Source organism: Chryseobacterium sp. 22458 (assembly GCF_052044975.1).
GTDB lineage: Bacteria > Bacteroidota > Bacteroidia > Flavobacteriales > Weeksellaceae > Chryseobacterium.
The window spans coordinates 174,697-194,042 of sequence record NZ_JBQEOA010000005.1 but is presented as its reverse complement, the minus strand read 5'-3'; the positions used below and the strand labels follow the sequence as shown (position 1 = coordinate 194,042).

Sequence of the window (19,346 nt, the reverse complement as noted above, 5' to 3'; positions counted from 1 at the left end):
ATATTTCTGAAATTGAACTTTTTAATAGAAATTACCTAAATAAAACATATCTTATAAACCGACAAAATTCACTAAATTTGCAGACTTAATTAATCAACGAATATTGAGATATTTACAATGAGCCAATTTAAAGAATACAAAAACCTCAACCTTATTGACGTAGCAGAGAATGTAGCGGAATTTTGGAAACAAAATAAAACTTTCAATAAGAGTGTTGAGATTCGTCAGGGAAATCCTGAGTTTGTTTTTTATGAAGGTCCGCCTTCAGCAAACGGTATGCCTGGAATTCACCACGTAATGGCAAGAGCATTGAAGGATATTTTCTGCCGTTACCAGACTCAGAACGGGAAACAGGTTTTCCGTAAAGCAGGCTGGGATACGCATGGTCTTCCTGTGGAACTGGGTGTAGAAAAAGAATTAGGAATTACCAAAGAAGATATTGGCAAAAAGATCTCTATTGAAGACTACAACAAAGCTTGTCGTGAAGCGGTAATGCGTTATACCGATGTATGGAATAACCTTACAGAGAAAATCGGATATTGGGTAGACCTTGATGATCCGTATATTACGTACAAGTCAAAATACATGGAAACGGTTTGGTGGTTGTTGAAGCAGTTATATGACAAAAGCTTGTTGTATAAAGGCTACACGATCCAGCCTTACTCACCGAAAGCAGGAACAGGACTTTCTTCTCACGAGCTGAACCAGCCTGGAACGTATCGTGATGTTTCAGATACTACAGTAGTTGCTCAGTTTAGAGTAAAAAAAGACTCTTCAGCATTATTCAATGATGTTGACGGAGATGTACATATCCTTGCATGGACGACCACTCCATGGACGCTTCCATCCAATACGGCTCTTACTGTAGGTAGGGATATTGAATATGTTGTCGTGAAAACCTTCAATCAATATACCTTTGAACCTGTAACAGTAGTTTTATCAAGTGTTCTTTTACCTAAGGTTTTCGGTAAAAAATATGCAGAAGGTACAGATGAAGATTTTGCCAACTATACTCCGGAAACGAAAGTAATTCCTTTCAGAATACTAAAAGAATTTACTGGAGAGAAACTTGTTGATACAAGATATGAGCAATTAGTTCCTTGGTTTACACCAAATGATAACCCTGAGAATGCATTCAGAGTAATCTTAGGAGATTTTGTAACGACTGAGGATGGTACAGGTATCGTTCACACAGCTCCTACTTTTGGTGCTGATGATGCGAGAGTCGCTAAAATGGCTCAACCTGAGATCCCGCCAATGTTGGTAAAAGATGAAAATGACAATCTTGTACCATTGGTAGATTTACAAGGGAAATTCATCAAAGGAGACAATGTGCCTGAGGTATTCTCCGGAACTTATATCAAAAACGAATATTACGATGAAGGAACAGCTCCTGAGAAATCATGGGATGTAGAGCTTGCCATCCTGTTGAAAACGGAAAACAAAGCTTTCAAAGTAGAGAAATATGTCCACTCATATCCACACTGCTGGAGAACAGATAAGCCGGTATTGTACTATCCGCTTGATTCATGGTTTGTGAAAATGACTGCTGTAAAAGACAGACTGGTTAATCTGAACAAAGAAATCAACTGGAAGCCAAAAGCTACCGGAGAAGGACGTTTTGCCAACTGGCTGGAAAATGTAAACGACTGGAACCTTTCCCGTTCAAGATATTGGGGTATTCCGTTGCCAATCTGGAGAACAGATGATATGAAGGAAGAAAAAATCATCGGTTCTGTAGAAGAATTATACAACGAGATCGAAAAATCAATTGCAGCTGGACTGATGACTGAAAATCCATTCAAAGGTTTCGTCATCGGAAATATGGCTGAGTCTAACTATGAACTTGTGGATCTTCACAAAAATGTAGTAGACAAAGTGATATTGGTTTCTGATTCAGGAAAAGCAATGAAGCGTGAGAGTGACTTGATCGACGTTTGGTTCGATTCAGGGTCTATGCCGTATGCACAATTGCATTATCCTTTTGAAAACAAAGAATTAATCGACAACAATAAAGCATTCCCTGCTGATTTCATCGCAGAAGGTGTTGACCAGACCCGTGGATGGTTCTATACGCTTCACGCTATCGGAACTGCGGTATTTGACTCTGTTGCTTATAAAAATGTAATGAGTAACGGTCTTGTTCTTGATAAGAACGGACAGAAAATGTCAAAACGTTTAGGAAATGCTGTAGATCCGTTCGAAACACTTTCTGTATACGGCCCGGATGCTACCCGTTGGTATATGATTTCTAATGCAAACCCATGGGAAAACCTGAAGTTTGACATTGAAGGAATTGACGAAGTAAGAAGAAAGTTCTTCGGAACACTTTACAATACCTATTCATTCTTTGCTTTATATGCAAATGTGGATGGCTTCAACTATTCGGAAAAAGAAGTGGAAAACCGTCCTGAAATTGACAGATGGATTCTTTCTGAGCTTAATCTTCTGATCAAAGAAGTGAAAGCATTCTATGAAGATTATGAGCCGACAAGAGTTGCAAGAGCGATCAGTACTTTCGTGAATGACAACTTAAGTAACTGGTATGTAAGACTATGCAGAAGACGTTTCTGGAAAGGAGATTATTCTGATGATAAAATCTCTGCTTACCAGACTTTATATACCTGTCTTGAAGTAGTGGCTAAATTATCTGCTCCTATTGCTCCGTTCTTTATGGATCAGTTGTATCAGGATCTGAATAAAGTAACAGGTAAAGAAAACTGTGAATCTGTACACCTTACAGACTTCCCGGTAGCTGATGAAAGCTTAATTGATCAGGATCTGGTTGAGAAAACGCATTTGGCCCAGAACATTACAAGTATGGTTTTCTCTTTGAGAAAGAAGGAAAATGTAAAAGTTCGTCAGCCGTTACAAAAAGTATTGATTCCTGTACTGGATGCTAAGACAGAAGAGCAGATTCTTGCCGTTGCAGATCTGATCAAACAGGAAGTGAACGTGAAAGAATTACAATTAATTAATGCTGAAGAAGCCTCTCATTTAATTGTAAAACAGATAAAGCCTAACTTCAAAGCTCTTGGTCCTAAACTAGGAAAAGATATGAAAGTAGTGGGTGCTGAGATCAGCAATCTTACCACAGAACAGATTGCCGCTCTTGAAAAAGAAGGAAAACTTGACGTTCAGGGCTATGAAATTACCGTTGATGATGTAGAAATTTCTACAAAAGATATCCCTGGATGGACGGTAACTTCTGATGGAAAAACAACTGTGGCATTAGATTTGACGTTAACCGATGAGTTAAAGTCTGAAGGTATCGCAAGAGAGTTCATCAACAGGATTCAAAACCTGCGAAAAGATAAAGATTTTGAATTGACTGACAGAATTTCAATCACATTGGAAGAAAGCTCACCTTTCTTAAATGAGATTAAGAAAAATGAGGAATATATTTCTTCTGAAGTCTTGTCAAATAAAATAGAAATTGTATCTTCACTTTCAAATTTTAACGAAATCGAAATTGATGAGGTTAATTTTAAGATAAATATTGAAAAAAATTAACATGTAGTTATTGTATTTCAAATTCCATTTCATAATTTTATTAAAAAAGAGAAAGAATATGTCAGACGAAAGAGTTAGATACAGCGATGCTGATTTACAGGAATTTAGAGCGATCATTAAAGAAAAAATAGAAAAAGCGGAAAAAGATCTTCAGCTGATCAGAGAAAGTTTCATCAATGACCAGAATAACGGGACGGATGATACTTCACCTACCTTCAAAGCATTTGAAGAAGGAGCAGAAACGCTGAGTAAAGAGCAGAACTCTATTTTGGCCGGAAGACAGGAAAAATTCGTGCGTGATCTTAAGAATGCCTTAATCAGAATCGAAAACAAAACGTACGGTGTTTGCAGAGTAACAGGGAAGCTGATTCCTAAGGAAAGACTTTTAGCCGTTCCTCACGCTACGCTGAGCATCGAAGCGAAAAATATGCAGAAATAGCCGTAAGGTTTGTTCAAATAATATTGGGTTTATATCGTATTTACGGATACTTTATAAACCTAATTTTTAATGTATACCCATGAGCGAAGTATTCATTTTAATCATCATTGTTGCAATAGTTTTGGCATTCTTCAACAGGGAATGGATCAGAAACAGGTTCTTCCCAAAGAAACATACCAACTATACCATCGATGATCAGTTTAATTCTGATAAACGTGAACGGGAGAAAGAAATAGACAGACTTTTGAGTAAGATGGGCAAAAACGGAGTCAGTGATTTATCAGCAAAAGACAGAAAGCGACTTGACGAATTGTCCAAAATGTAATTATTAAATATAAGAAATGGAATCTATCATAGTACATCCTAAAAATTCTATGGAACTTAGTGCTCTGAAAAGCGTACTGAAAGAAATGGGCATTAAATTTGAAAAAGCTCATGTTAAAAGCTCGTATAACGGACAGAAAGTAGTCAAAAAAGCCAGCGATACCAAAAATGTAAAGCTGGCTTCAAAACCGTCAAAACCTAAAGGGCAGTAATGAAAAAGATCTTAGCTATAACCTTTTTGGTATTGTTGATAGACCAGGCTTCAAAAATTTATATTAAAACCCATTTTAACCTGGACGACAGTGTTTCTGTTTTCCCCGGTTTCAAACTGACTTTTGTAGAAAATCCGGGAATGGCTTACGGGTTCCACTTTGGAGGAATCATTGGAAAATATTTTCTTGTCATTCTAAGAATTTTCCTGATCGGAGGAATGGTTTATATGTTTAGAAAATGGTTAAAAGAAGGGGCATCCAACTATCTTCTGATTCCGATGGCAGTTATTTTTGCCGGGGCAATCGGAAACCTTATAGACGGAATGTTCTATGGGATGATCTTTGACAGCGGAACAATTTATGACCCGAGTATTGACAGATGGCTCGGTTACGGCGGAACTTCAAAGCTTGTGCCTTTCGGGCAAGGCTACTCTACCTTCATGAAGGGCTGCGTAGTAGATATGCTTCACTTCCCACTGGTAGACTGGTACGTTCCGGACAGCTGGCCTTTAATAGGAGGAAAGCATCTTGAATTCTTTAAATATATCTTCAATGTTGCTGATTCTGCCATTACCGTAGGCGCTGCTTTCCTGTTAATCTTCAGAAAAAAGGCTTTTCCAAATGGACTTGAATTTTAAAAGATCTATTTTCAGATGAAAAAAACAATTAAAAATATTTTTAAATTTTTCCTGCTTCTTCTGGTTGCAGGAATTATTTTTATTGCGTGGGCCAACTACAGCATTAAAAAAGAAAGTGCTCCATTTGTATCTTACAGTATAACTGATGTACCGGAGGCCAAGACAGCATTATTGCTTGGAACAGGTAAAGTACTGAGCAACGGTATGCCCAATGCTTATTTCGATAACAGGATCAAGGCTGCTGCAGATTTATACAAGAGCGGAAAGGTACAGTACATTATCGTAAGTGGTGACAACAGTACCAAAAACTATAATGAACCTGAAGACATGCAGACAGCATTAGTGCAGCAGGGAGTTCCGCAGAATAAGATCATACTGGATCATGCCGGTTTCCGTACATTGGATTCTGTGATACGGGCAAAAGAGATCTTTGGACAAACCCGACTGGTAATTATATCCCAGAAGTTTCATAATGAAAGAGCCGTATTTTTGGCCAAAAAAAACGGTATGGAAGCCTTTGGATATAATGCGGAAGATGTGAATAAATATGCGGGTTTAAAGACTAATTTACGTGAATATCTTGCTAAAGCTAAAGCCTATTGGGATTTAGTGTTTGGGGTAGAACCAAAATTTGGAGGAGAAAAGATTGTTATTCCTTAATATTTTTAAACACAGATAAAAATCTGCGAAATCTTTTGAATCTAAGAGAGATTATAACTAGGTTTAGGCTAAAGCCAATAGATTGTTTCTTATTGCATGGTGGGCTAAAGCCCACCTCTATTGATACAGCCAGGCATATATTGAAGGCTTGAGAACAATCTTTTGATCTTTTTCATTCATTATTCCCGTTAAACCTTGTAAATTTGCAATTCATTAATTTTTAAATATAAATTTTAAACAAATGTCAAGAATTCTTACCGGCATTCAAGCCACCGGAACACCCCATCTTGGAAATCTTCTTGGGGCCATTATTCCTGCTATCGAACTATCCAAGCAGGAAGGAAATGAATCATTTTTATTTATTGCGAATCTTCACACACTTACCCAGATTAAAGATGCGCAGACTTTAAGACAAAATACCTACGAGATTGCTGCGGCTTGGCTTGCTTGTGGATTAGATACTGAAAAAACATTCTTCTACAGACAAAGTGATATCGCTGAAACCTGTGAACTATCTTGGCATTTATCTTGTTTTTTTCCTTATCAAAGATTAACGTTAGCGCACTCATTTAAGGATAAAGCAGACCGTCTTCAGGATGTGAATGCAGGTTTGTTTACCTATCCTATTCTAATGGCAGCAGATATTTTATTATATGATGCTGAGATTGTTCCTGTAGGAAAAGATCAGCTTCAGCATCTGGAATTTGCCAGAGATGTAGCTTCAAGGTTCAACAACCAGATGGGTGAAATTCTAGTATTGCCACAATCTGAACTTCAGGAAGACACAAAATATGTTCCCGGAACAGACGGTCAGAAGATGTCAAAATCAAGAGGAAATATCATTAATATTTTCTTACCTGAAAAGGAACTGAAAAAACAGGTCATGAGCATCGAAACGGATTCCAAAGCTTTAGAAGATCCTAAGGATCCTGAAACGGATAAAGTTTTTGCGATTTATCAGCTGATTGCTACTCCTGAACAAACTGAGGAATTAAGAGCAAAGTACCTTGCCGGAAATTTCGGATACGGACACGCTAAAAAGGAGCTTCTGGATCTGATTCTGACTCGTTTTGAAAAAGAAAGAGAGATTTTCAATTACTATATGAATAATCTTGAAGAGCTGGAGGCGAAACTACAGCAGGGAGCTGAAAAAACAAGGCCAATTGCTCTGGAAACTCTAAAAAGAGTAAGAACAAGCTTAGGATTTTAATACTGAGTTTTATATACAAGAAAACGGCTATCTCATTTGAGGTAGCCGTTATTTTTTGGTTACAAACTTAGACTAGTAAAGAATTTTTGCCACTGATGCACGAGTTCTTATTGAGGTGTATTCTTCGTAAGAATGAAATAATGCATCTGATTTTCAAATTCATAGCTGGTCTCCCAGCCGGGATACTGCTTGATGATGGTTTTGATGATAGAAAGTCCCAGGCCGGTAGAGGTATGATCCGACCCCTGCTTGTAGAAACGGTTAAAAATCCGGGATTTATCTAAAGCTACAGGTACCCCGCTGTTTTGGAATATAAGTCTGTCATTTTCAATCATGATATTTAAAGTTCCTTCCTCATTGTTATATTTCACTGCATTTTTCAGAAGGTTAGAAAGCATAATATCTGCAAGATCCTGATTAAAATCTGCTATAAAATATCCTTTTTCTATAATGTTGACCTGTACTTTTTTAAACTCAATAAAGTCTTCATAGTTCTGAACCAGCTTAGTAATCATCGCATTGAAATCTACCCCGGAAGTTTTATTAAACTGGCTGTTTTCTATTTTGGAAAGCATTAATAAAGATTTGTTCAGCCCTACCATCCTTCGTAGGTCATTTTTGATTTCAGAAAGTAAGTTCATGTTCTTTTCATCAAGTTCTTCGTTTTGAATTTGCAGGTCTATCTTATTGATGACGATTGCCAGAGGAGTCTGAAGTTCGTGGGATGCGTTTTCAATAAACTGTTTCTGCTGGTAGAATACAAGCTCATTACGCTCAATCATTTCATTAATCTCCACATTCAGTTCATCAAATTCTTTAATCAGATAATTCTGTTCCTGCTCACTGGCAGATATCCCGAACTGATATTTTTTAAGCTTATCAAGAATCTTATAAAACGGACGCATCGCCTTATTGAGGAGGTATCCGTTCACCACCACAATACTGATCACCAGAAGCAGATAAAGAACAATCAATGCTGTGGTAAGATCATAGATCAGCTCATCTTCTTCTACTGTGGAAGTTCTGATGACAAGACGTTGATGGTTTTTATACTGATCGATAAAATCGGCTTCAAGCACTCTGTAAGGCTGGTCCTTATCATCATACTCCATATAATACATCTTATTATAGAGTCTGCTTTTGTTCTGATATTTTTCAGGCGTTATAGGAATAATCTTAAATTCATTAAATCCGAACTCATTATTCTTCAGCAGCTGAGGATTGAGGTAAACCGCTTTAATGATCTGTATTTTCCGATCCCGTAAGCCGTCATCCACATTATCATGCACTTCATCCAGGATATAGGCATAAAAGAGACCAGCCCATACTGCAATAATCAGCAGCAGGATCATGATCAGGTATTTGATGGTGTAATATTTTAACGAAACTTTCATCAGACAAATTTATATCCTATTCCGTATACTGCCTGGAAGTCGGCTTCAGAATTCAGTGCTTTTAACTTTTTACGAAGATTTTTGATCTGTGAGTAAATAAAATCCAGACTGTCAGACTGATCAATATAGTCACCCCAGATTGCCTCGGCCAGGGTTGTTTTCTGCAGTGTTTTTTCCGGATGAATCACGAAGTAATACAGAAGATCATATTCTTTCCGGTTCAGGATCAGCTCCTCCTTTCCTACCTTCACGGTTCTGTTATCCGGATCAATGCTTATGTTTTTATAGACAAGAATATTTTCACCGTCCTGTTGATTTCTTCTGATCACAGATTTAATTCTGGCCATAAGCTCTGCAAGGTGAAAAGGTTTTGCCAGATAATCATCTGCTCCTATTTCCAGTCCCTCTACTTTATCATCCACCGAATCTTTGGCAGAAAGTATGATCACAGGATCTTTTTTATGCATTTTTTTGATCTCTTTCAGAAGATCGATTCCGTTTCCGTCAGGCAGCATAATATCCAGAAGAATGCAGTCATATTCATAAGAAATAATCTTGTCCAGCCCGGAACGGTAATCAGGGGCATACTCTACAATAAAATGCTCCCCTTCCAGAAACTTCTGTACCGTATCCTTTAATTCCGGCTCATCTTCTACTATTAAAATCTTCATATCTGCTGTTTATAGGTCTGCCAAGTGAAATAACGTATATCAAATATATAAAATTACGGAGGAATTCAGAAAGGAAGCTAAGCCAAACACTTAAGAAAAAATGAGTAATAATAAGACAATATGGTACAATACACAAAGAATATCTACAATGCACAGATAGCCTTCAGCTTCACTTCTCCAACTTTCTTTCATATTAATTAATTTGTTCTCACATACCGCCCCTCAGTATCGAAAATAAGGCATAAGCCATCCATCAGATGTATTTTGTAAGCGTTATATTTCTTTTCAACAGAATTGACTACACTGCATGGATGATGCATTGTCATAAAAGACACAATACTTTTTCTGATCTCCCGGGAAAAAATATTTCCTTCGTTGCTTCTTATTAAATTCCTGTTAACCATAATACTGATTTTTTTGTTAAATAATAATGATGGATTAATCATCAATTTTTTTAAAATTTCCGTTTCTGTCAAACTCAAGTTCCAACCCGTTGGAAAGCTCAGCTTTATAAGACCATCTCTTTTTTTCGATCTTGGTGATATATGTATTCGGGAAATTTCTGGCTGTATAATTTCTGATAGATGCGGGAATAAAGCCGTAAGGTACTTTCTGATGTTTTCCATCCACTTCTTTCCAGCTTCCGTTACTGTCAAACTCCATTTTCATCCCGTTATTCAGATAGACTTTATATTCATCTATTCCGTAGATCTCTCTGTCTTCTATCGCAGAACTTACAGGAATTCCTTTAAAATGGGCTGCAAGGAAATTTTTAGCTGTTTTGGGCAGTTGATTCGGATGTATTGCCCTGTCTTGTGCAAAGACCAAACCTCCTGCTAATAAGAAAATTAAAATAAATACTCCTGTGATTTTCTTTACATTTTTCATAATATTAAATTTTTCTGTTATGATTATGGAGCAAAGTTCAGGATCAATTTGGGAAAGAATTGGGAAAGCTTAATTTATAGAACCGAGAATAACCATAGATTCACAGGTACATTTTTACATCCGATTTTTAAAAGCAAAAAGCCATCAAGATAAACTTAATGGCTTTCTGTCAGACTTGGTCTTATATTTTATAAATATTCCTTAATCTGCTGAAGATGAGTAATGGCCTTTAATCCTGCTTCTTTTTTATCTTCTTTATAAACATCAAAAAAGATGGTATCCATTCCGAAATCCCTTCCTCCCAGAGCATCAGCAATCCAGTCATCACCAATCATGATACTTTCTTCTTTCTTGGCTTCTGATAGCCCAAGTGAATATTCAAAAATCTTAGGATCAGGCTTTCTTACCCCTACCGCATCTGCACTGGTAATGGTTTTAAAATAAGGAGCAATGCCGGACAAAGTACATTTTCTTTCCGTTACCTCCTGGAATCCGTTAGAAATAATATGAAGTGTATAGTTTTTGGCTTTTAAATACTCCAGAACGTCTTCAGCTCCTTCTACCAATTCATTATAACTTACAATATTATCCAGAAAATTCTCTTCAAAATAAAGAGACAGCTCTTTATTATCTACACCGAAATGCATGAATGAATCATAAAAACGGTGTTCTCTCAAATACTCTTTGCCTATAATTCCATCTCTGATCTTTTCCCATAACTCTTCATTGATATCATGGTAAACAGCGTGAAACTCTTCAAAGTCTATATTGTACTTTGAATTGATTTCCTGTTTTTCAAAAAGGTCTTTGATGGTAAGATAGGCATTCCTGCGATGATCCCATAATGTATTATCGAGATCAAAAAAAACGTGCTGCATTTTCATACAGCACAAAGTTAGTCATTTTAATTTTTTGAAATAGGGTAATTCTTGCTCTTGCTTTTCACAATTTCAAGGCTTTTGGAAAAATTCAGCAAAAAATCAATTGTTTGTTTCTTAGGTTTCAAAGTTTTCACTTTTAAGGAGTCATTTTTTTTCATAAGCGAAGTATGTTTTCCTTAAAACGTGAAATTTCACTAAATATTATTTATCTGGTTAATATTATGTTGTTTTCATCCATGATTTTTCTCAGGTTGATGAGTGCATATCTTACCCTTCCTAAAGTGGTGTTGATACTCATATCCGTATGATCTGCAATTTCCTTGAAGCTTAACCCGTCAAAAAAACGCAGTTTGATCACCTCTTGCTGATTGAGTGGGAGAAACTGAAGCATTTTAAGCAGATCTTCCTGAATCTGATTGGTCACCAGCTGATCTTCAATATTTTCGGAAGGCTCTCTGATCAGATCAAAAATAGAATATTCATCGGTTTCAAACGTTGTTTCTGAAACTTTGATGTTTTTAGCTTTGGATCTGAAATGGTCAATGATTAAATTGTGGGAGATTCTTTTTGCCCAAAGAATAAATTTCCCTTCTTCGTTATAGCGCCCTTCTTTCAGCATTACAATGATTTTCATGAATGTATCCTGAAAAATATCGTTGGCTAAATCTTCATCATTAATTTTGTAAAAAATGAATGTAAACAGTTCTCTCTGATGGCGGTGAATAAGGGTTGATAACGCTCCCTCGTCACCTTTCTGGTAAAGCGAAATTAGTAAACTATCCGATTTTGATTTCATAACTCTTCTCAATATAAATATTTGCAGACAGGTATTCCTCCAGATATTTCATCTGGCTTTTGCTGTATATACAAAACAGTTCTTCAGAGTAGAGTCTCATCAATAGGCGGTACACTTATATTATGGTGTAAATATAATAATTTTTTAATAACTGTTAACCTATTATTAAATTTTCACAAGAAAAATTTAAAAAAAATCACTTAAACATATCATGAATGAACACTGTAGGGATATTTAATGTAAAATTAATATTCAGACCTTTCATTTCTTTTCCGTTCAGACGGGTGTTTCCGATAGGAAAAGCATATCCTCCCGTAAGATCAAGCATTCCGAAAAGTGTGACTCCTATCTTGGGAGCAATGTATTTATTAGTCCCTTCTACCCCTGCTAAAAAATAATAAGAGTGGTAAAAATCTACATTTTTTTCAAAATTCAGCAATACATCTGCCTGAAGTTTCGGCATAATAGCAAATTTGGAATCCACAGACCCCATCATGGCAGATCCTCCCAATCTGTAAATCACATCATCATTTTTAAGAAAAAGCAATTTACCTCCTACTTCACCAAAACTCTGATTCTGATAGGTATACCCCACACTGATCATTTTGTGCATTGTGTATTGAGCTTTCACCAATGTGCTCAGTAAAAATAAAGACAGGACAGCAACTACAGTTCGAAAATTCATCATCTTCTATATTATTTAGGTGTAAAATTAAAAAAAACTGCCTTATCCAAAGATAAAGCAGTTCATTATTATTGTTTAAAGAGAAATTAAATTCCAAAAGCGGCTTTAATCTCTTCTACTTTGTCTAGTTTTTCCCAGGTAAAGAATTCAAGACCTTCTAATGTAATCTCGTTCTTCTGACCTTTGTTGAATGTTTTATCAGCAACATAATGCTCTTTACCCATATGCCCGTAAGATGCTGTTTCCTGATAGATAGGGTTTCTCAATTTCAGGTTTTGCTCAATAGCATAAGGTCTAAGATCAAAGATTGCAGAAACTTTTTTAGCAATGTCTCCATCGTGAAGATCTACTTTAGCCGTTCCATACGTATTGATATATAAACCACAAGGTTCTGCAACCCCGATGGCATAAGAAACCTGTACCAAAACTTCATCAGCAACCCCAGCTGCTACAAGGTTTTTAGCAATGTGTCTTGTTGCGTATGCGGCACTTCTGTCTACTTTAGACGGATCTTTTCCGGAAAATGCACCACCACCGTGAGCTCCTTTACCACCGTAAGTATCAACGATGATCTTTCTTCCTGTAAGACCGGTATCCCCGTGAGGACCTCCGATTACAAATTTACCTGTCGGATTGATATGGTATTTGATCTGATCATTGAATAAGGCTTTGATCTCTTCAGTCTGCTGCGAAACTACTCTTGGAACCAGGATATTTTTAATATCCTCACGGATCTTGTTCAGCATTTCTTCTTCTGATCCGAAGTCATCGTGCTGGGTAGATACTACAATAGAATCAATTCTGATAGGTTTGTGGTCATCAGAATATTCAATCGTTACCTGGCTTTTTGCATCAGGACGAAGGTAAGTAATCTCTTTATTTTCTCTTCTGATCGCAGAAAGCTCTTTCAGAATAGTGTGGGCAAGATCCAATGCAAGAGGCATATAGTTGGCCGTTTCATTGGTTGCATATCCAAACATCATCCCCTGGTCTCCTGCTCCCTGTGCATTAGCTTTCGCTTCAAAAGACCCGTCATTTACAGCTCTGTCAACACCCTGGTTGATATCTGGAGACTGCTCATGGATTGCAGAGATCACTCCACATGAATCTCCATTGAACATATATTCTCCTTTTGTATATCCTATTCCGTTGATTACTTCTCTGGCAATGGTCTGTACATCAAGGTAAGCATCAGATTTTACTTCTCCTGCCAATACTACCTGTCCTGTAGTTACAAGAGTTTCACATGCTACTTTTGAATCTTTATCATATGCTAAAAAATGGTCAATTAACGCATCTGAGATTTGATCGGCGATTTTATCCGGATGTCCTTCTGAAACTGATTCAGATGTAAATAAATAAGACATATTATTCTTTGTTTGTTAAATTAAAAAATAGTGATGAAGAAAAAATAAGAATAAAATTGCCCAGAAAAAAGAATACTGTTTTAGCATTTTTTTATAGAGGTTGCAATCAGGTCAAATTTTTCCTCGTAATAAACGTCAGCAAATTTAAGCACTATTTTCGTAATACTCAAAAATTTTGTTTATTAATTATAATTTTCTTTAAATTAATGATTTATATCACTTTAAAGGCAGTCCGCTACTGTGGCTTTATGCTCACAAATTCTTTCGGACTTTCGTGGTAATTCAGTTTAAGTTCCAGAGAATTTTTGATGGAATGTGACAGCTCATCAATGATCTTCTGCTTGAAAGTGGGCTTATAATAAATGATACTGATCTCTCTGTAAGGGAAAGGTTTTTTGAATCTGAAAACATTTTTCTTCTGCTCTTCAGACAGCTGGCTTAATGCCAATTCAGGAAGAATACTGATTCCGCCTACTTTATCTACCATATGTACCAAAGTCTGAATATTAGATGCCAGAAAATCCAGATTCTTAGGCTTCAGGGTGTTTTCTTTCAGATGACAGATATTCTCAAATTGGTTTCTAAGGCAGTTTCCTTCTTCCAGCAACCATACCTTTTCTACATTCAGTTCTTCCGGAATAATGTAAGAATTCTTTTTGTTCGCTTCCGTATTGGAACTATAGATCATCAGCTCTTCATTGAAAAGGAAATCCTGGTAAAACTCGTCAGCGGTATCATAAGGAGTAGAGATAATTCCCGCATCCAATTCTCCGGCTTTCAAAGCTTTAATAATGTTATCAGTGGTCATTTCTTTCACATTCATCTGAATCTTCGGATTTTCTTCAAGGAATTTGAAAATTTCCGTTGGCAGAATGAAAGAAGAAACAGTAGGAATGATTCCCAGATTGATGGTTCCTCCTAAAATATTATTCAAAAGGTTGGCTTTGTTTTTCAGCTCATTGACAGATTCTATGATCACCTTAGCCTGATCAATAATCTGAAGACCAACATCTGTGGTACGGATCGGGTGAGTGGTTCTGTCAAAAACTTTCACATCCAGTTCATCCTCAAATTTCTGTATCATGGCACTTAACGTAGGTTGGGTAATGAAGCAGGCCTGAGCTGCTTTTCCAAAATGTTTATACTTATCTACAGCGATAAGATACTCCAGTTGCTGAATGTTCATTTGATTAATATTATCTATTACAAAGATATAACGTTTTTGCTATTAGCAATTAAAAATTCAAGTAAATTTGATATTCACTACCTTTACACTTGGATTAAAAAAAGAAATCAATTATTCAAATCATCAATTATATGGATTCTAAAAAATTAACGTTAAGTAACGGCGCACCTTATTTTGAGCATCAGGATTCCCAGACGGTAGGACCAAGAGGCCCGGTATTGCTGCAGGACTTTGTTCTACAGGAAAATCTTGCACATTTCGTTAGGGAAAGAATTCCTGAAAGAATTGTACATGCCAAAGGAAGCGGAGCCTACGGAACCTTTACCGTAACCCATGATATCAGCCGGTATACGAAAGCAAAACTGTTTTCAAAAGTGGGAAACTCCTGCAGAATGTTTGCAAGATTCTCTACGGTGGGAGGCGAAAAAGGGAGCGCAGATACCGCAAGAGACCCAAGAGGTTTTGCCCTGAAGTTTTATACTGAAGACGGTAACTGGGATCTTGTAGGAAACAATACTCCGGTATTCTTCATTAAGGATGCCAAAAAATTCCCGGATTTTATTCACACCCAGAAAAGAGTACCGAAGACCAATCTGAAAAATGCTACCATGATGTGGGATTTCTGGAGCCTAAATCCAGAGTCTCTCCACCAGGTTCTCATATTAATGTCAGACAGAGGAACTCCCTATGGCTACAGACATATGCATGGCTTCGGATCTCATACTTTCTCTATGATCAATGATAGTAATGAAAGAGTATGGGTGAAGTTCCATTTCAAAACCAAACAGGGAGTGAAAAACTTCACAGATGAAGAGGCTGTAAAAATGGCAGGAGAAAATCCTGATTTTGCACAGGAAGACCTTTGCAATGCTATTGAAAATGGAGATTTTCCGAAATGGACAATGTACATCCAGGTGATGACGGAAGAGCAGGCGAAAGACTTCAGATGGAATCCGTTTGATGTAACCAAAGTATGGTTCCATGATGATTTCCCGTTAATTGAAGTGGGAGAAATGGAACTGAATGAAGTTCCTGTCAATTATTTTGCACATGTTGAGCAATCAACTTTCTCACCAAGCAGCCTGATCAACGGAATCAGCTTTTCACCGGATAAAATGCTTCAGGGAAGATTGTTCTCTTATCCTGACGCACACCGATACAGAGTAGGTGTCAATTCTCACCAACTTGAAGTGAACAGATGTCCTTTTGCAGTCAATAATTATCAGAGAGACGGATATATGGCAGATTCAAGCCATTATCAGGACAAACCGAATTACTATCCCAACAGCTTTGATGAGATCACACCGGATTCTGCCTATAAAAACTATGAATATGAGCTAGACAGTGCTCATGTAGCCAATTACAACAGGAATGAAAATGACAGTGATCATTATACCCAACCGGGACTTCTTTATTCAAAAGCCATGAATGCTGAAGACAGAGATCATCTGATCCAAAATATTGTAGGAAGTATGAAAGGCATTACCGGACCGAAAAAAGATGAAATAATCAACCGGCAGTTATGCCACTTTTTCCGGGCTAACATTGAGCTTGGCATGAAAGTAGCTTCACAACTAAACATCAATATTGATGCAAATATGATGAATCATTCCAAATAATCATATTGAACAATAAATTAAAAAAAAGGAAAAAAAAATAATATTTTTTCCTTTTTTTTGTAAAAAATTCATAATTTGCAAAGGATGATATTTTAAAGTGGAAAAATGAGTTACGAAAATATATTATTAAAAAAAGAAGATAAATTATCTATCATTACAATAAACAGACCTGAAAGTTTAAACGCCCTAAACGCCAAAACAATTCAGGATATCAGTGCCGCTCTGGATGAGCTTGATTCCGACAGCTCCTGTAGAGTTATTATCCTTACAGGGAGTGGAGAAAAATCCTTTGTAGCAGGTGCTGACATTAAAGAATTCAGTGATTTCGGACAGGAAAAAGCTGAAGAACTTGCAAGAAACGGACAGAACACTTTGTTCAACAAAATTGAAAATATGTCTAAACCTGTCATTGCAGCCGTAAACGGTTTTGCATTGGGCGGAGGTTTAGAGCTTGCCATGGCATGCCACATCAGATATGCATCGGAAAACGCCAGATTAGGACTTCCTGAAGTAACACTGGGACTGATCCCGGGATACGGAGGAACTCAAAGGCTTCCGAAGCTTGTAGGAAAAGGTATTGCCAACGAAATGATCTTCTCTGCCAAAATGATTCCTGCTCAAAAAGCAAAAGAAATCGGCCTGGTGAATGAAGTATACCCTATTGAAGAATTATTAACCAAAACGAAAGAATTAGCGAGTACTATTGCCTACAATTCACCAATGGCAATATCCAAGGCAATTAATGCCGTAAATTTATCTGACACGGATAAAGGTTTCGAAACTGAAATCAAGTATTTCGGGGAGCTTTTTGAAATGGACGATAAGAAAGAAGGAGTAACTGCTTTCCTTGAGAAACGAAAGCCGAACTTCTGATCTTTCAAAACTTTTAATCCAAATTATTTCGAAAAAAAACTGATGCTGCGGTATGAATAAGTTTGATAAAGCTTATCTAAAAATGGCCCAGGAATGGGCAAAACTATCCTACTGTAAGAGAAAACAGGTAGGAGCTCTTATCGTAAAAGATAGGATGATTATTTCAGATGGTTACAACGGAACTCCTATGGGATTCGAAAACTGCTGTGAAGATGGAGAGGGAAAAACACACTGGTATGTATTACATGCGGAAGCCAACGCTATATTGAAGCTGGCAGCTTCCACACAATCTGCAAAAGGGGCAACGTTATATCTGACGTTATCACCATGTAAGGAATGCAGCAAGCTGATCTTACAGGCAGGTATTACAAGGCTGGTGTATATCAATGAGTATTCGGATGACGATGGGATATCGTTCCTGAGAAACCATAATATTGAAATAGAACAAATATCGGACTGTGAACTAAAAAAATAAGCACAAATGACTTGGGATGAAAAGATCAAAGATTTTGAAATATTTCTTCGTTTCGAAAGAAATTTTTCAGAAAACACTCTCGACGCTTACGTTCGGGATATTAGAAAATTAAAAGATTACGCAGAAGAGGATCTGGAAAACGTCGGTCCGGATTCTATAGGTTATGAAAACCTGCAGGAGTATATCTTCAATCTTTCCAAACAGAAATTCAGTGAGCGATCACAGGCAAGGTGGATATCTTCCATCAAGGCCTTCTTCAAATTTCTGCTGGAGGATGAATACCGTGAAGACAACCCTGCAGCGCTACTTGAAGGCCCCAAATTAGGACTCTACTTACCTGATACCTTAAGCCTTCCTGATATCAACAAAATTATTGCGGCCATTGAGGTTAATACGGATCTCGGAAAAAGAAACCAATGCATTATTGAGGTACTGTATGGTTGCGGACTTCGTGTGTCTGAACTTATCGATCTGAAGATATCCAATATCAATTTCAAGGAGCAATACATAAAGGTACACGGGAAAGGAAACAAAACCCGCTTTGTTCCTTTAGCAGACTATACAGCTGAACTTCTGGACAGCTATATCAAAGAGGTACGCTCCAAAGGTAAAATCAACAAGAAATATGAAGACACCCTGTTTCTGAACAGCCGTGGGACTTCCATGTCCAGAGTGATCGTATTTCTTATAATCAAAGAGCTTACAGACAAAGCAGGTGTCAACAAAAAGATATCTCCGCATACTTTCAGACATTCTTTTGCTACACATTTGCTGCAGAATGGTGCTGATCTGCGTTATATCCAGGAAATGCTGGGACACTCCAGTATTACAACTACGGAGATCTATACACACCTTAAAACAGAAGAGCTACGGGATGTAATTTTAAATTATCACCCGAGAAATATCAATATTGCCCAATAGGATGAAGTTTCATCTTATCTTTGGGAAATAATTATAAAAAATGAAATTATTGAAATATTGCCCAAGCTGTGGCAAAGAATCTTTACACTGGGACGGTGAAAAAAAATGGAGCTGTCCTGAGTGCGGTTTTACCCTGTACAACAATGTGGCAGGCGCTGTAGCAGTTGTCATCAGATGTGGTGACGAAATCTATCTTACACGCAGAAACAGAGACCCTAAAAAAGGGAAACTCGATCTGGCCGGAGGATTTGTTGATCCTAAGGAAAGTGCTGAAGAAACCTGTAAAAGGGAGCTTTTTGAAGAGCTGCAGCTGGATATCGATATTTCGAATCTGAAGTACCTTACCAGTCTTCCAAACATCTATCAGTATAAGGAAATTGATTATAATACGATTGATCTCTTTTATGAGTACAATGTTATGGAAAAGTTCGAAGTTAATCTTGAACTTTCAGAGATCTCAGAAGCAGTATGGATCCCATTGCAGGATCTTAATCTTGAAGATATAGCTTTTGATTCTCAGAGAAGATTTTTTGAAGGGTATATAAAGAAATAATTTCTATACAATATTCTCCCGCAAACCTGAAGGTTTGCGGG

Annotated in this window: 21 protein-coding genes; 12 read left to right on the top strand and 9 right to left on the bottom strand. The window is 37.1% G+C overall.

Annotated elements, in window-relative coordinates:
• The first annotated feature begins 117 nt into the window (after window positions 1–117).
• From ileS to trpS, 7 genes are all read left to right on the top strand, one after another.
• Window positions 118–3,513: an isoleucine--tRNA ligase gene (gene ileS / locus ACTJJF_RS18320; RefSeq protein WP_440700581.1), complete on the top strand. Its 3,396-nt coding sequence runs from the start codon at window positions 118–120 to the stop codon at window positions 3,511–3,513.
• A gap of 58 nt (window positions 3,514–3,571) precedes the next feature.
• Window positions 3,572–3,952, top strand: coding sequence for a TraR/DksA family transcriptional regulator (locus tag ACTJJF_RS18315; protein WP_045501318.1), 381 nt, complete (start codon window positions 3,572–3,574; stop codon window positions 3,950–3,952).
• Between the two features lie 79 nt (window positions 3,953–4,031).
• A complete protein-coding gene (locus tag ACTJJF_RS18310) occupies window positions 4,032–4,277 on the top strand; it encodes a DUF6576 domain-containing protein (RefSeq protein ID WP_312298777.1) in 246 nt (81 codons plus the stop codon).
• A 16-nt stretch (window positions 4,278–4,293) separates the two neighbouring features.
• The gene (locus ACTJJF_RS18305) at window positions 4,294–4,488 is read left to right on the top strand and encodes a DUF2683 family protein (RefSeq protein ID WP_440700580.1); all 195 of its coding nucleotides are present in this window, start codon (window positions 4,294–4,296) and stop codon (window positions 4,486–4,488) included.
• Window positions 4,488–5,126, top strand: coding sequence for a lipoprotein signal peptidase (locus tag ACTJJF_RS18300; protein ID WP_312298781.1), 639 nt, complete (start codon window positions 4,488–4,490; stop codon window positions 5,124–5,126). Before ACTJJF_RS18305 ends, ACTJJF_RS18300 begins: the two co-directional genes overlap by 1 nt.
• Window positions 5,127–5,141: 15 nt before the next feature.
• A complete protein-coding gene (locus ACTJJF_RS18295) occupies window positions 5,142–5,786 on the top strand; it encodes a SanA/YdcF family protein (protein ID WP_440700579.1) in 645 nt (214 codons plus the stop codon).
• Between the two features lie 241 nt (window positions 5,787–6,027).
• Window positions 6,028–6,996 carry a tryptophan--tRNA ligase gene (gene trpS, locus ACTJJF_RS18290; RefSeq protein WP_440700578.1) on the top strand — a complete coding sequence of 323 codons (969 nt, stop codon included), beginning with the start codon at window positions 6,028–6,030 and terminating at the stop codon, window positions 6,994–6,996.
• 107 nt (window positions 6,997–7,103) lie between these two features.
• On the opposite strand, the gene ACTJJF_RS18285 is transcribed toward trpS, so the two are convergent.
• The 9 genes from ACTJJF_RS18285 to ACTJJF_RS18245 all read right to left on the bottom strand — a co-directional run bounded on the left by ACTJJF_RS18285 (window position 7,104) and on the right by ACTJJF_RS18245 (window position 14,864).
• Window positions 7,104–8,390 (bottom strand): sensor histidine kinase, encoded by a 1,287-nt coding sequence (locus ACTJJF_RS18285; protein WP_440700577.1) that lies wholly within the window; start codon window positions 8,388–8,390, stop codon window positions 7,104–7,106.
• Window positions 8,390–9,061, bottom strand: a complete 672-nt coding sequence (locus tag ACTJJF_RS18280) for a response regulator transcription factor (protein ID WP_312298791.1) — start codon at window positions 9,059–9,061, stop codon at window positions 8,390–8,392. The genes ACTJJF_RS18285 and ACTJJF_RS18280 overlap by 1 nt, the downstream gene beginning before the upstream one ends.
• Before the next feature lie 197 nt (window positions 9,062–9,258).
• Window positions 9,259–9,465: a hypothetical protein gene (locus ACTJJF_RS18275; protein WP_440700576.1), complete on the bottom strand. Its 207-nt coding sequence runs from the start codon at window positions 9,463–9,465 to the stop codon at window positions 9,259–9,261.
• A 34-nt stretch (window positions 9,466–9,499) separates the two neighbouring features.
• A complete protein-coding gene (locus ACTJJF_RS18270; protein WP_312298795.1) occupies window positions 9,500–9,949 on the bottom strand; it encodes a PepSY-like domain-containing protein in 450 nt (149 codons plus the stop codon).
• 188 nt (window positions 9,950–10,137) lie between these two features.
• Entirely contained in the window at window positions 10,138–10,833 is a 696-nt protein-coding gene (locus ACTJJF_RS18265) for a YjjG family noncanonical pyrimidine nucleotidase (protein ID WP_312298798.1), read from the bottom strand.
• 202 nt (window positions 10,834–11,035) lie between these two features.
• The gene (locus ACTJJF_RS18260; RefSeq protein ID WP_065400949.1) at window positions 11,036–11,626 is read right to left on the bottom strand and encodes an RNA polymerase sigma factor; all 591 of its coding nucleotides are present in this window, start codon (window positions 11,624–11,626) and stop codon (window positions 11,036–11,038) included.
• A 196-nt stretch (window positions 11,627–11,822) separates the two neighbouring features.
• A complete protein-coding gene (locus tag ACTJJF_RS18255) occupies window positions 11,823–12,314 on the bottom strand; it encodes a hypothetical protein (protein WP_440700575.1) in 492 nt (163 codons plus the stop codon).
• A gap of 83 nt (window positions 12,315–12,397) precedes the next feature.
• Window positions 12,398–13,678: a methionine adenosyltransferase gene (gene metK, locus ACTJJF_RS18250; RefSeq protein WP_440700574.1), complete on the bottom strand. Its 1,281-nt coding sequence runs from the start codon at window positions 13,676–13,678 to the stop codon at window positions 12,398–12,400.
• A 235-nt stretch (window positions 13,679–13,913) separates the two neighbouring features.
• Window positions 13,914–14,864 carry a LysR substrate-binding domain-containing protein gene (locus tag ACTJJF_RS18245; protein WP_065396444.1) on the bottom strand — a complete coding sequence of 317 codons (951 nt, stop codon included), beginning with the start codon at window positions 14,862–14,864 and terminating at the stop codon, window positions 13,914–13,916.
• A gap of 131 nt (window positions 14,865–14,995) precedes the next feature.
• Here ACTJJF_RS18245 and ACTJJF_RS18240 point away from each other — a divergent pair, with 131 nt between their 5' ends.
• The 5 genes from ACTJJF_RS18240 to ACTJJF_RS18220 all read left to right on the top strand — a co-directional run bounded on the left by ACTJJF_RS18240 (window position 14,996) and on the right by ACTJJF_RS18220 (window position 19,305).
• A complete protein-coding gene (locus ACTJJF_RS18240) occupies window positions 14,996–16,483 on the top strand; it encodes a catalase (RefSeq protein WP_440700573.1) in 1,488 nt (495 codons plus the stop codon).
• A 105-nt stretch (window positions 16,484–16,588) separates the two neighbouring features.
• Entirely contained in the window at window positions 16,589–17,356 is a 768-nt protein-coding gene (locus ACTJJF_RS18235) for an enoyl-CoA hydratase/isomerase family protein (protein ID WP_440700572.1), read from the top strand.
• Between the two features lie 52 nt (window positions 17,357–17,408).
• On the top strand, window positions 17,409–17,831 hold the full coding sequence (locus ACTJJF_RS18230; RefSeq protein WP_065396442.1) for a deoxycytidylate deaminase: 423 nt from the start codon (window positions 17,409–17,411) through the stop codon (window positions 17,829–17,831).
• 6 nt (window positions 17,832–17,837) lie between these two features.
• Window positions 17,838–18,752 carry a site-specific tyrosine recombinase XerD gene (gene xerD / locus ACTJJF_RS18225; RefSeq protein ID WP_312298819.1) on the top strand — a complete coding sequence of 305 codons (915 nt, stop codon included), beginning with the start codon at window positions 17,838–17,840 and terminating at the stop codon, window positions 18,750–18,752.
• Between the two features lie 40 nt (window positions 18,753–18,792).
• A complete protein-coding gene (locus tag ACTJJF_RS18220; RefSeq protein WP_312298822.1) occupies window positions 18,793–19,305 on the top strand; it encodes an NUDIX hydrolase in 513 nt (170 codons plus the stop codon).
• Window positions 19,306–19,346 lie beyond the last annotated feature (41 nt).

Bases quoted from the DNA above. Each gene is read 5' to 3' on its own strand.
- ileS (WP_440700581.1), top strand. From the start codon at position 118: ATGAGCCAATTTAAAGAATACAAAAACCTCAACCTTATTGACGTAGCA.
- ACTJJF_RS18315 (WP_045501318.1), top strand. From the start codon at position 3,572: ATGTCAGACGAAAGAGTTAGATACAGCGATGCTGATTTACAGGAATTT.
- ACTJJF_RS18310 (WP_312298777.1), top strand. From the start codon at position 4,032: ATGAGCGAAGTATTCATTTTAATCATCATTGTTGCAATAGTTTTGGCA.
- ACTJJF_RS18305 (WP_440700580.1), top strand. From the start codon at position 4,294: ATGGAATCTATCATAGTACATCCTAAAAATTCTATGGAACTTAGTGCT.
- ACTJJF_RS18300 (WP_312298781.1), top strand. From the start codon at position 4,488: ATGAAAAAGATCTTAGCTATAACCTTTTTGGTATTGTTGATAGACCAG.
- ACTJJF_RS18295 (WP_440700579.1), top strand. From the start codon at position 5,142: ATGAAAAAAACAATTAAAAATATTTTTAAATTTTTCCTGCTTCTTCTG.
- trpS (WP_440700578.1), top strand. From the start codon at position 6,028: ATGTCAAGAATTCTTACCGGCATTCAAGCCACCGGAACACCCCATCTT.
- ACTJJF_RS18285 (WP_440700577.1), bottom strand. From the start codon at position 8,390: ATGAAAGTTTCGTTAAAATATTACACCATCAAATACCTGATCATGATC.
- ACTJJF_RS18280 (WP_312298791.1), bottom strand. From the start codon at position 9,061: ATGAAGATTTTAATAGTAGAAGATGAGCCGGAATTAAAGGATACGGTA.
- ACTJJF_RS18275 (WP_440700576.1), bottom strand. From the start codon at position 9,465: ATGGTTAACAGGAATTTAATAAGAAGCAACGAAGGAAATATTTTTTCC.
- ACTJJF_RS18270 (WP_312298795.1), bottom strand. From the start codon at position 9,949: ATGAAAAATGTAAAGAAAATCACAGGAGTATTTATTTTAATTTTCTTA.
- ACTJJF_RS18265 (WP_312298798.1), bottom strand. From the start codon at position 10,833: ATGAAAATGCAGCACGTTTTTTTTGATCTCGATAATACATTATGGGAT.
- ACTJJF_RS18260 (WP_065400949.1), bottom strand. From the start codon at position 11,626: ATGAAATCAAAATCGGATAGTTTACTAATTTCGCTTTACCAGAAAGGT.
- ACTJJF_RS18255 (WP_440700575.1), bottom strand. From the start codon at position 12,314: ATGATGAATTTTCGAACTGTAGTTGCTGTCCTGTCTTTATTTTTACTG.
- metK (WP_440700574.1), bottom strand. From the start codon at position 13,678: ATGTCTTATTTATTTACATCTGAATCAGTTTCAGAAGGACATCCGGAT.
- ACTJJF_RS18245 (WP_065396444.1), bottom strand. From the start codon at position 14,864: ATGAACATTCAGCAACTGGAGTATCTTATCGCTGTAGATAAGTATAAA.
- ACTJJF_RS18240 (WP_440700573.1), top strand. From the start codon at position 14,996: ATGGATTCTAAAAAATTAACGTTAAGTAACGGCGCACCTTATTTTGAG.
- ACTJJF_RS18235 (WP_440700572.1), top strand. From the start codon at position 16,589: ATGAGTTACGAAAATATATTATTAAAAAAAGAAGATAAATTATCTATC.
- ACTJJF_RS18230 (WP_065396442.1), top strand. From the start codon at position 17,409: ATGAATAAGTTTGATAAAGCTTATCTAAAAATGGCCCAGGAATGGGCA.
- xerD (WP_312298819.1), top strand. From the start codon at position 17,838: ATGACTTGGGATGAAAAGATCAAAGATTTTGAAATATTTCTTCGTTTC.
- ACTJJF_RS18220 (WP_312298822.1), top strand. From the start codon at position 18,793: ATGAAATTATTGAAATATTGCCCAAGCTGTGGCAAAGAATCTTTACAC.